Source organism: Photobacterium aphoticum (assembly GCF_001029435.1).
GTDB classification, from domain to species: Bacteria; Pseudomonadota; Gammaproteobacteria; order Enterobacterales; family Vibrionaceae; genus Photobacterium; species Photobacterium aphoticum.
Genome location: NZ_LDOV01000053.1, coordinates 64,888 through 75,241, shown reverse-complemented (window position 1 = coordinate 75,241; position 10,354 = coordinate 64,888). Strand labels below are relative to the sequence as shown.

The window sequence follows — 10,354 nt, the reverse complement described above, 5'->3', positions numbered from 1 at the left end:
ATGTTCGCGATCTCACCCTGCGGTGCTATTTATTTTCTTGGCGATCGAAGTTTAGCGCCATGTATTATGGCTCATTTTGTTATTTGCATGTTAATTGAGCCGGGGTTATTGATATCGGCAAGTAGAGATAGACTCGGGTATTGGTCGGAAAAAGAAGAGAATTCCTAATGTGAGGAATCTCATTGTTACGCCAGACGCTGTCGTGGTGGATTCTGTATTGATGGTAACAACAGGCATCCCGACCGCTATCATCTACGGGGTGCTTGGGACGTATATGTATGCTGAATATCCGACAGAATAAGTAGTTTATTATTAGCTTGAGCCGTCGGGAAACCGTCAGTTTTGTATTTCGTCAAGTGAAGTCGCAGTGGGGCTATCGAGGTATTAATGTTATGCCCATATTTAAGAAAATAGGCAATAGATATATTGGGGCGTATCAGTGCGGTGCTGGACAAGATGCGTATCTGGAGGTTGAACTGGTCGCAAATCATGTACCTGTTCCTGAGTTATATGCGAAATCGCCAATGGCATTTTCACTCTCTGAAGGCGTTGATCCTGAAGCGATAAGGGAAGCGGCATTACTTGGTGCTAAAATGGCGAATGATAAATTGGGTACAACGTTTGGGCTTAAGCGCATCGGATATATCCCCAATGATTCGACCCGTTACAGTATTCATGCTCGCGTTGTATCAATGATCATCAGTAGAGTGCATGTGCTGGAGAGTAACGAGAAGAAATGAGGTTGTTGGATCATGCTGAAATATTGCACAATGAAGATAATGATCCTCTCACCTTCACGGAGTTTATGCTTAATAAGTTTTGTCGAGTATATGAACTAGCAAACTAAATTTAACCTGTGTTAGTTGGTCTCTAGTCAGTTTTTTACATAGAAATCATTATGAACAGTATCGAAAAGTTTGGTCATGAATTATCTGCAAAAGTGTATGAATATTTAAAAAGAAATATTCGTATTGATTATTGTCATTATGGATACTGTGGTAGAGGATAATAAGGTACTTTACACACATTTTGATGAATGGTTAACGTATAGACATGGGGTGAAATATGTTTCAGAAGGTGAATATGTTGGAATAATTCGTGCGTTTTATTCGAAAGTTGAATTTATTGACTGGCTATCTGAGCAATCTGATTATTCTCTTTCAGGCTTTGAAACGGGAGATAATTGGTATGTGGATAACCAAAGAGTGACAAGGAAAAGATTGCTTCATTTGATTGAAAACAGCGGTGCATGAATTAAATATAAGGTTTTTACGCTATGAGTATTTGACTGGGGGAGTGGGGAAAATGGGGAAAGTATTTGAACTGATAGCAGATGGAGCATTGAAAGAAAGCACCTATTCTGATGAGTGCGCATTTTGTGGAGCGAAGGATAGGCCTATTTATAATGTCACAGGCTTTGCAATTGAATCTGAGCAATTCATGTTTCAAGATATACCAGAAGAACTTGAAGAGTTTGAGTTGGACGGGGCCTGTACGAAGTGCTTCAAAGATGGAAAAATTAAGTTGTTCTCTGAAGAGGACTTAGAGCCAATTCTGGAAATGTATTGTGACGATCCGTATGAGCAACTTAAAAAAATAAGAGGCACGCCAACGATTCCCCTCTTTATGCAAGGGATGGACTGGGTTTCTTGCTGTGGTGTGTTATGTGAATTTATGGGATCACCAGACTCTTACAGAGAATCCATTGCATTAGTTGAAACGCATAAGTTCTGGGATAAAGGCCCTAAAGACTGGAATTAATTCTGGTTGTCTGAATTTACCCTTGAACCTGAGTCGCTGGATGAAGTGTCGATATTTCAGTGTCACCGATGCAACCAGCATTGGTTTATTTGGCAATCTACATAGAGGGTAGGTGTCAGAAAGACGTTAATGTGGATATTATTAAAGTGTTAATTTATGCAGATCTGTTTTTCTAATGATTCTGCTTTGTATTGATGCTTTACGTTCTTCTAACTCTGAATGCCGATATAATTCAGCAGATATTTTAAGATGCGATTTCATATCAAACAATTCCCATCTCATTTCATGATTTCTACTGGCATTTCATGAAGCCTAACCAAAATTTTGAAATACCACTTTAGTCATGTGTAAAAGTCATTTTCACTGTGATTTCCCAATGATGGTGAAACATGGAAGAGGAACACATGAAGTTTAATCGTTTATTCAGTGGTATGGCGTTAGCGGGGGTGATGACACTTTCTGCAAACGCCTTTGCCGCAATGGCACCTGCCAGTGATTTTAAAGTGGTCGGGTACTTTCCCTCATGGCAAGGCAGTACCGACGCTGTCCAGTATGACAAGTTAACCCACATTAATTACGCCTTTTTACTGCCCAATGCCGACGGTACCCTCAAGCCGCTTGAAGGAAGTCACACTTTAAAAGCGTTGGTGCAAAAAGCCCATGCGCAGAATGTGAAAGTGGGGATCGCCATTGGTGGCTGGAATGGCGGTGATGATAGTGCCTTTGAGACATTGGCCAGTAACCCTGTCACACGGACCGCATTTGTCACCAACGTGATGGCCTTTGTGAATCAGTATGGGCTAGATGGCGTGGATATGGATTGGGAGTATCCCGATCCCGGTACGTCTGCTGATAACTTCGCGCTTTTGATGGGCGAGTTGAGTCAAGCGTTACGCGCTGAAGGCAAGTTCCTGACGGCTGCCGTGGTGGCACTTGGCTATACCGGGAACGGGATCAAACCGGAAGTGTTTGATGATATCGATTTCTTAAACCTGATGGCTTACGACAAAAATAACGGCGATCACGCCAGCTATCAGTTTGCCGTTGAGTCCATTCAATACTGGCAGGCAAAAGGCTTGAGCAAAGAGAAAACCGTACTGGGGACGCCGTTTTACTCTCGTCCGGGCTGGAAAAAGTATAAAGATATTGTGGCCATCGACCCGGCACAGGCTTGTCTGGATACACTCACCAAAGATGCCAACGGTAATGTGATCAGCACCAATTACTACAACGGTATCCCTACCATCGCTAAGAAAACGCAGTTGGCGTTGGATACCGCTGGCGGGATCATGAATTGGGAGCTGACCCAAGACACGAACGATGATTTCTCGTTACTCAAAGCGATGAATGACACTATCAAGGGGAACCCGATTGTCGCCTGTGACGGGAATGAGCCGCCTGTGAAGCCAGACCCTGATAAACCAGCGCCTGAAAATAGCTGGCATGCAGATGTCATTTATGTGGGCGGCGAGATCGTTGTCTTTGAAGATAAGCAGTACAAATCCAAGTGGTGGACAAAAGGTGAGAAGCCGGGTAATCCGCACGGGCCCTGGGCGTTGATCCCTGACGTCAGCGAAGGGCCGCAGGAGTGGGTCGCAACGGTGACCTATACCGCTGGTATGCAGGTGGTCTATCAGCAAATGATTTACGAGGCGCGGTATTGGACATTGGGAGATACCCCGGGCAAAGCGCACGTTTGGCTAGAAATTGGGCCAGTGGCCCCGCCAGTGAAAGAGCAGGTCTTGTTTGATGATTTTAGCTATCAGTCGAACTCAGATCCTGCGCTCACCGCTTCGGTGTGGTCACTGCGCACGTGGGGCGGCGGTCCGGGTGTACCGGGAGCCAGTTGGAGTAAAGACAATATCACCTTTACGGCCGATCCAAACGATGCCGCTAACCGTGTGATGACCTTGCATTCTACGACGTCAGGCAAGCCGGAAAATACCGTACAAGCCGAGATTGCCACCAAAGATCGTCGTTTCCTTGAAGGCACGTATGCCGCACGTGTGAAGTTCTCTGATATGCCGCTGGGCGGTGCGCCTGATGGCGATAATGTGGTACAGACGTTCTTCTCTATCACACCGTTAGCAGCGGATAACGATCCGGATTACAGTGAGATTGATTTTGAATATCTCTCTAATGGCGGCTGGGGTATGCCTGAGCATGTGATGTATACCACCACGTGGGAAACCGTGCAGGTTGATCCGTGGTTAGCGGATAACTTACACACTTATGATCGCGCCAGCTATGCCGGATGGCATGACTTGGTCTTCCAAGTCGCCGATGGTGAAGTGAAGTACTATATCGATGGTAAACTGTTTGCTAACCACGGCGGGCATGTGTATCCCGAGTCGAAGATGTTTATTGCTTTTAACCAGTGGTTTATCAATCTTCAGTCCGTTGATTCAACGGAAACACGGATTTATGAACAGCAAGTCGACTGGGTGTTCCACCAAAAAGATACGGTACTCAGTCCTGACGAAGTGAAAGCCAAAGTGGAAAAATACCGGGCTGACAACGTCGCTTATAAAGATACTGTGAAGTAATAGCAGCATCATGTTACGGTCGGAAAAGGAGGTGTGCGTCATCTCCTTTTATTGGTTTTTATGGACGAGCCAAACCTATAACGTTTGACCCATAAATTTGGTAAATATCGGTCGGTATAGAAGGAGCAAGATTATCATTAAAGCAATGACATGGATGGTCGGGGCGTTGTTATCTTTCTGTTTGATGGCGGTGGGTGCGAGGGAATTAAGCGGCGAGATCAATACCGCACAAGTGATGTTATTCAGAAGCACGTTAGGGTTAGTGGTGATTTCCCTTATCCTGTGGGCCACAAAACAAACTGCATTGATTCATTCACCACGTATCGGCTTACATTGTGTACGAAATGGTTTCCATTTTATGGGGCAATACGGATGGCTCGTCGGGATCACTTTATTGCCACTTGCCGAAGTGTTTGCGTTGGAGTTTACGGTACCGTTATGGACGGCTCTCATAGCGTGGTTATGTCTGGGGGAAGCGTTAACCCTAAGAAAGCTCTCTGCAATTTTGTTAGGCTTGCTGGGCGTGATGGTGATCGTGAAACCGGGCATGGCGGTTTTTAATCTGTCTTCTTTTATCGTCCTCGGCGCGGCATGTTGTTATGCCATTTCTCATACGTCGACGAAGTCTCTTGCTGTGACAGAAAGTCCACTGACTATTCTGTTTTATATGTCGCTGGTGCAACTTCCTCTGGGATTATTGCTGACTCTGAATCATTGGACGACACCGACACTGCAACAAGGTGGCTGGCTCTTTATCATTGGGGCGACCGCGTTAACCGCGCATTTCTGCATGGCCAAAGCGATGCAACATGCGGAAGTGAGTATTGTCGTTATTCTCGATTTTATGCGGTTACCGGCGATCGGTATGGTCGGTGCTGTGTTGTATGGCGAGAGCCTCGCACCGTCGCTATTTATTGGTGCGCTCATTATGCTTATCGGCAATCTTTTCGCGTTGTGGCAACCGAAAACCGCCGTTAAGACACTTAAATCTTAAGCGTCGATGCACCCTAAGTAAGCAAGGAATCAAAGAAGGCGGTATGGGATTTTCTCGATGATTGCCGCCATCACTTAAAGTTTTCGTTGGATGAAGGATGGCAGGAAAGAGGGGAATAATTGGTTTTGATAAACAAGGAGGAATTCTTTGATGAAATTATTTAACTTTTAGGCTTATTGATTAGTTTATTTATTATGGCTATTGCTACGATCGCATTGAGGATATAAAAACTGTATGTTTGAAATCCCGCAAAAAATGCCCAAGAGGCAATGGCGCATAATAATCCACAGCCTAAAAGCAATATTCTATCTTTGATTTTTGACATTATAAAAGATTCTTCATTTCAACATTCATATCGAAAGAGTAAATCATGTTTTTATATAAAATAATAGCCATGATGTTTTATATATCCATTTGCTAACACGCGTGGCGATACATGATGGTGTTGGGTGTCGGTTGGCATATGGTGGAACGTGTCGCTAATCAACTCGTGCATGCACAATGTGAGATCACGTTGATGCAATGTGAAGGACGTTTTCCTCTTCTTTCAGAGTTGTCTATCCATCAAAATACGATCAGATTGCCCCTCGATTGGCGCTTTATTGATACATGTGCAGGCATCGACTGGGGGTAAAATGGCGTAATGTAATTGTATATAAATCCAGCGCGTAACGATTTCGTTGGTTCAACACGCAGCTATTTTATCGTTATGTGGTATGCGTTATTGCGCATAATGATGCCTTCCTCGTGATTCTCCATTTATTGCACTACCGAGTGTGATGTTTGTCACTCAATTTCCTCTCTTCTCCGGTTTATCTCCGATCCTAATCACACAATGCTTTTTTGGTCCTCGCAATGCATCGCGATCGGATTATGATGCCATCGAAACGTATCGATGAGGGTGTTACTCGCCACGTTCTGGATGTTGTATCCATGGAAGGGGGGGGAGTGTTGGTTAGCCGCTCATCTTCAGCACTTAGGCCGATGACAATGAAAAAAAGTACCTTACTTAACGCGGATATTGCTTACCTGGTCGCCACTTTGGGCCATACCGATGAAATCACAATTGCCGATGCCGGCTTGCCGATCCCTGACCATGTTCAGCGTATTGATCTGGCGCTGACGCACGGCGTACCGAGCTTTCTCGATACTGTGCGTGTGATTCTGACGGAGTCACAAATTGAAGGCGTGGTGATGGCAGAAGAGTTTGCGAAGGTCAGCCCGGATCTGTATCAGGCACTGCTTGAACTGTTGGCGGTTGAGCAGCAGCGCTGCGGCAAAACATTTTCTATCCAAACCGTTTCCCATGAAGAATTTAAAGTACGTACCCAAAGCAGCAAAGCAGTGGTGCGTACCGGGGAATGCACCCCTTATGCCAATGTGATTTTCCAAGCTGGCGTGGTGTTTTAATCCCACAGGATCCAATAACTGGCACGGTATACCTCGTGCGTAACGTGCCAGTGAAATACATCGGTATTCGCGTCACTCCCTACTGACGGAATCCAAACAACGATAAACTGCCCTTGAGGGCAGATAACGATGGAAGAGCCCTATGTTTATTAAGAATCACACCATCCAGCATCCGGATGGCTATTTAAACAAAACCCCGATTTTCCAGTTCCTGCTTCTTTCAACCGTGTTTGCACTGTGGTCTGCGGCCGCTGCATTGAACGACGTGTTGATCACCCAGTTTAAAACCGTTTTTGATCTGTCTAACTTTGCATCAGCATTGGTGCAGTCTGCGTTCTACGGCGCTTACTTCCTGGTTGCGATTCCAGCATCCATGGTGGTGAAGAAGTCGTCTTATAAACTGGCGATTTTGCTGGGCTTGGCGCTCTACATCTTTGGTTGTTTGATGTTCTTCCCTGCATCACACGCGGGCACTTACACCATGTTCCTGGCGGCGATTTTCTGTATCGCGATTGGCCTGTCATTCCTGGAGACGTCTTGTAATACGTACTCAGCAATGATCGGTGAGCCAGAGCGCGCGACATTGCGTCTGAATGTGTCTCACACCATCAACGCAATGGGCTACATCGTGGGTCTGCTTCTGGGTAAACACCTGATTTTCCAGGAAGGCGTGAACGTTGAGCAAATGATGTCTACGTTAACGGGCCATGAACTGGCAATGTTTAAAGAGCAAGTGCTTCAGCAAACACTCGAACCGTACAAGTGGTTGGTGGGTATTATCGCAACGGTTGCAGCACTGATTGCCATCACTGAATACCCGAACTGTAAAGCAGTATCAGACAAGAAAGCCGACGAACCAACCTTTGGTGAAACCCTGACTTACCTTGCAAGCAACGCACGTTTCTTCAAAGGTATCGTGACCCAGTTTGCTTACGTAGGTATGCAGGTTGCAGTATGGTCATTCACCATTCGTTTGGCACTGGCGATGGATCCAACCATGGTTGAGCACGATGCGGCGAACTACCTGCTGTACGCATTCATCATGTACTTCCTGGGCAAACTGCTGGCGAACTACCTGTTCACCAAGACTACGCAAGAAAACGTACTGATGGGTTACTCTGCGGTTGGCTTCCTGTGCTTGCTGTACGTCACGTTCGTACCAAACTTCAGCGCAGTATGGGTAGCAGTAGGTACATCAGCACTGTTCGCACCATGTTGGGCAACGATTTTCGCTTCAACCCTGCAGTCAGTGGATACACGTTACACAGAAACAGCGGGTGGCTTTGTGGTGATGTCTATCATCGGTGGTGCAGCGATTCCTGTCGTACAGGGTCTGTTGGCGGATAACGTGGGTATGCAAACCTCATTCATCGTTAACGCAGCGTGTTTCGCGGTCGTGTTCACTTACTTCCTGAGTGAGAAGAAACACAAGAAACCAGTGACTTACACAACCCAAGAGTCTGCAACACAAGAAACGGTTGCTAACGCGTAATACTCAGATGGCCATCCGCAAGCGGGTGGCCCTTGCTTTCGAGAGAGCGTGTGTATCGCGCTCACTCAACTTGAGGTGAAAAGATAATGATGTTGACTTTCCCACTCCAAAAAGCGCACTTTACCGCGCACAAAACATTGATTGCACACTCTGCGGATTTTGAAATTCACGCCTTTGCGTACCGTTCAGGGATTGAAGCGTTGGAAATCAAGAACAGCCAAGGTCACTTAGTGGTGCTGCCATTCATGGGACAAATGATTTGGGACGCAGAGTTTCTGGGCACCGATTTGTGCATGAAGAACATGTTCAGTGAGCCAAAGCCGGCGAAAAGCATTGTGGAAACTTACGGCTGTTTTGCGTTCCACGCGGGTATGATCCGCATGGGTTGCCCAACGCCGCAGGACGATCATGTGCTGCATGGTGAAATGCCGTGTGCAAACATGGACACTGCGTGGTTGGAAATCGATGAGGAGTCGGTGACCATCAAAGGTACGTACGAATATGTGATGGGCTTTGGGGATCATTATCTGGCGACACCATCAGTACGCTTAGCAAAAGATGCGAGCGTGTTTGATATTCAAATGCAGGTGAAGAACCTGGCCAGTGTGCCAATGCCACTGCAGTACATGTGCCATATCAATGCGGCGTATATCGACAACGCCGAGATGACGCAGAATATTCCAGACAGCACGTTCACGCTGCGCGAAAGTATTCCGGCACACGTGCAGCCAACAGAGCAGTGGCTGGCGTTCAATGAATCGATGAAAGTGTCTGCACCCATGGCCGCATTAGATCAGCCAGCGATGTACGACCCAGAAATTGTGTACTTCATGGAAAATCTGCCAGATCACGTTGAACGTGCAGAGTTTCGTATGAATATTGGCGATAAATCGCTGGTTACTGCTTTTAACACCAACGAGTTTTGCAGTGCGACCCGCTGGATTTTACGCAGTGAAGATCAACAAGTGGCCGCCTATGCATTGCCAGCAACGTGTCGTCCGGAAGGTTTCCTGACGGCCAAAGCCAACGGCACGCTACAGTACTTAGCACCGCAAGAAACGCGAGTGTTTACCGTGCGTACCGGTATTGAACATAATTAAAAAAATCCATTGTGCGCATCGTCCTCGCGGCCTGTGAGGCTGTCAGTGGGGCGAGCGCCGATGAAAACAACGTTAGCTAGCGTTTTAAGAACCAAATAGAAGAACCAATTTGAGAACCAAGGATAACCGTATGAATAAGTTAGTGGTATTAGGTAGTGTGAATGCTGACCATGTGCTTCAGGTACCTTCTTTCCCGCGTCCGGGTGAGACATTGCACGGTCGCAACTACCAAGTGATCCCTGGTGGTAAAGGTGCCAACCAAGCTGTTGCGGCAGCACGTCTGAATGCCGATACCGGCTTTATTGCTTGTGTGGGTGATGACGCGTTCGGTATCAATATCCGCGAACATTTCAAAATGGACGGCATCAACATTGCCAGCGTGAAAATGCAGCCAAACTGCCCAACCGGTATCGCGATGATCCAGGTGGCAGACAGCGGTGAAAACAGCATCTGTATTTCTGCAGAAGCGAACGCGACATTGACTGCAGAGGCGATTGAAGCGGATCTTGAGGCGATCCGTCAGGCAGATTACCTGCTGATGCAACTTGAAACCCCAATGTGTGGCATCGAGAAAGCAGCACAAACGGCAAAAGCGGCGGGCACCACGGTGATCCTAAACCCAGCGCCGGCACGTGAACTGCCAGATACACTGCTGAACCATGTGGACATCATCACGCCAAATGAAACAGAAGCCGAAGTGCTGACCGGTATCACCATTGATAGCGATGAAGCGGCGCAACAGGCAGCGAATGTGCTGCATGGTAAAGGCATTCATACTGTAATGATCACCCTTGGCGCGAAAGGCGTGTGGCTAAGCCAAGGCGGTGAAGGCAAAGTGATCCCGGGTTTCCGCGTGGAAGCGACCGACACAACAGCCGCAGGCGATACCTTTAATGGGGCATTCGTCACTGGTTTGCTGGAAGAAATGCCGCTAGAATCAGCCATTAAATTCGCCCATGCGGCCGCTGCGATCAGCGTGACGCGTTTCGGGGCACAGACTTCCATTCCTCGCCGTGAGGAAGTGGAGGCGTTTCTCGCTCAGCAGTAATAG

General features: G+C 46.9%; 9 protein-coding genes. All 9 read left to right on the top strand.

The window, feature by feature from the left end:
* Positions 1 to 392 precede the first annotated feature (392 nt).
* The 9 genes from ABT58_RS22655 to rbsK all read left to right on the top strand — a co-directional run bounded on the left by ABT58_RS22655 (position 393) and on the right by rbsK (position 10,351).
* Positions 393 to 740, top strand: a complete 348-nt coding sequence (locus ABT58_RS22655; protein WP_047876704.1) for a hypothetical protein — start codon at positions 393 to 395, stop codon at positions 738 to 740.
* Positions 741 to 986: 246 nt separating this feature from the next.
* On the top strand, positions 987 to 1,253 hold the full coding sequence (locus tag ABT58_RS22650; protein WP_053063186.1) for a hypothetical protein: 267 nt from the start codon (positions 987 to 989) through the stop codon (positions 1,251 to 1,253).
* 52 nt (positions 1,254 to 1,305) lie between these two features.
* On the top strand, positions 1,306 to 1,761 hold the full coding sequence (locus ABT58_RS22645) for a hypothetical protein (RefSeq protein WP_146147237.1): 456 nt from the start codon (positions 1,306 to 1,308) through the stop codon (positions 1,759 to 1,761).
* 404 nt (positions 1,762 to 2,165) lie between these two features.
* Positions 2,166 to 4,307: a glycosyl hydrolase family 18 protein gene (locus ABT58_RS23590; RefSeq protein WP_205625339.1), complete on the top strand. Its 2,142-nt coding sequence runs from the start codon at positions 2,166 to 2,168 to the stop codon at positions 4,305 to 4,307.
* Between the two features lie 145 nt (positions 4,308 to 4,452).
* Positions 4,453 to 5,301, top strand: coding sequence for a DMT family transporter (locus ABT58_RS22630; RefSeq protein WP_338048713.1), 849 nt, complete (start codon positions 4,453 to 4,455; stop codon positions 5,299 to 5,301).
* Between the two features lie 990 nt (positions 5,302 to 6,291).
* Positions 6,292 to 6,711, top strand: a complete 420-nt coding sequence (gene rbsD / locus ABT58_RS22625) for a D-ribose pyranase (protein ID WP_047876702.1) — start codon at positions 6,292 to 6,294, stop codon at positions 6,709 to 6,711.
* Positions 6,712 to 6,853: 142 nt separating this feature from the next.
* Positions 6,854 to 8,203 (top strand): L-fucose:H+ symporter permease, encoded by a 1,350-nt coding sequence (fucP, locus tag ABT58_RS22620; RefSeq protein ID WP_047876701.1) that lies wholly within the window; start codon positions 6,854 to 6,856, stop codon positions 8,201 to 8,203.
* A gap of 86 nt (positions 8,204 to 8,289) precedes the next feature.
* Positions 8,290 to 9,303, top strand: coding sequence for an aldose 1-epimerase family protein (locus tag ABT58_RS22615; RefSeq protein ID WP_229821792.1), 1,014 nt, complete (start codon positions 8,290 to 8,292; stop codon positions 9,301 to 9,303).
* 130 nt (positions 9,304 to 9,433) lie between these two features.
* On the top strand, positions 9,434 to 10,351 hold the full coding sequence (gene rbsK, locus ABT58_RS22610; protein WP_047876699.1) for a ribokinase: 918 nt from the start codon (positions 9,434 to 9,436) through the stop codon (positions 10,349 to 10,351).
* Positions 10,352 to 10,354: the final 3 nt, after the last annotated feature.

Bases quoted from the DNA above. Each gene is read 5' to 3' on its own strand.
- ABT58_RS22655 (WP_047876704.1), top strand. From the start codon at position 393: ATGCCCATATTTAAGAAAATAGGCAATAGATATATTGGGGCGTATCAG.
- ABT58_RS22650 (WP_053063186.1), top strand. From the start codon at position 987: ATGGATACTGTGGTAGAGGATAATAAGGTACTTTACACACATTTTGAT.
- ABT58_RS22645 (WP_146147237.1), top strand. From the start codon at position 1,306: ATGGGGAAAGTATTTGAACTGATAGCAGATGGAGCATTGAAAGAAAGC.
- ABT58_RS23590 (WP_205625339.1), top strand. From the start codon at position 2,166: ATGAAGTTTAATCGTTTATTCAGTGGTATGGCGTTAGCGGGGGTGATG.
- ABT58_RS22630 (WP_338048713.1), top strand. From the start codon at position 4,453: ATGACATGGATGGTCGGGGCGTTGTTATCTTTCTGTTTGATGGCGGTG.
- rbsD (WP_047876702.1), top strand. From the start codon at position 6,292: ATGAAAAAAAGTACCTTACTTAACGCGGATATTGCTTACCTGGTCGCC.
- fucP (WP_047876701.1), top strand. From the start codon at position 6,854: ATGTTTATTAAGAATCACACCATCCAGCATCCGGATGGCTATTTAAAC.
- ABT58_RS22615 (WP_229821792.1), top strand. From the start codon at position 8,290: ATGATGTTGACTTTCCCACTCCAAAAAGCGCACTTTACCGCGCACAAA.
- rbsK (WP_047876699.1), top strand. From the start codon at position 9,434: ATGAATAAGTTAGTGGTATTAGGTAGTGTGAATGCTGACCATGTGCTT.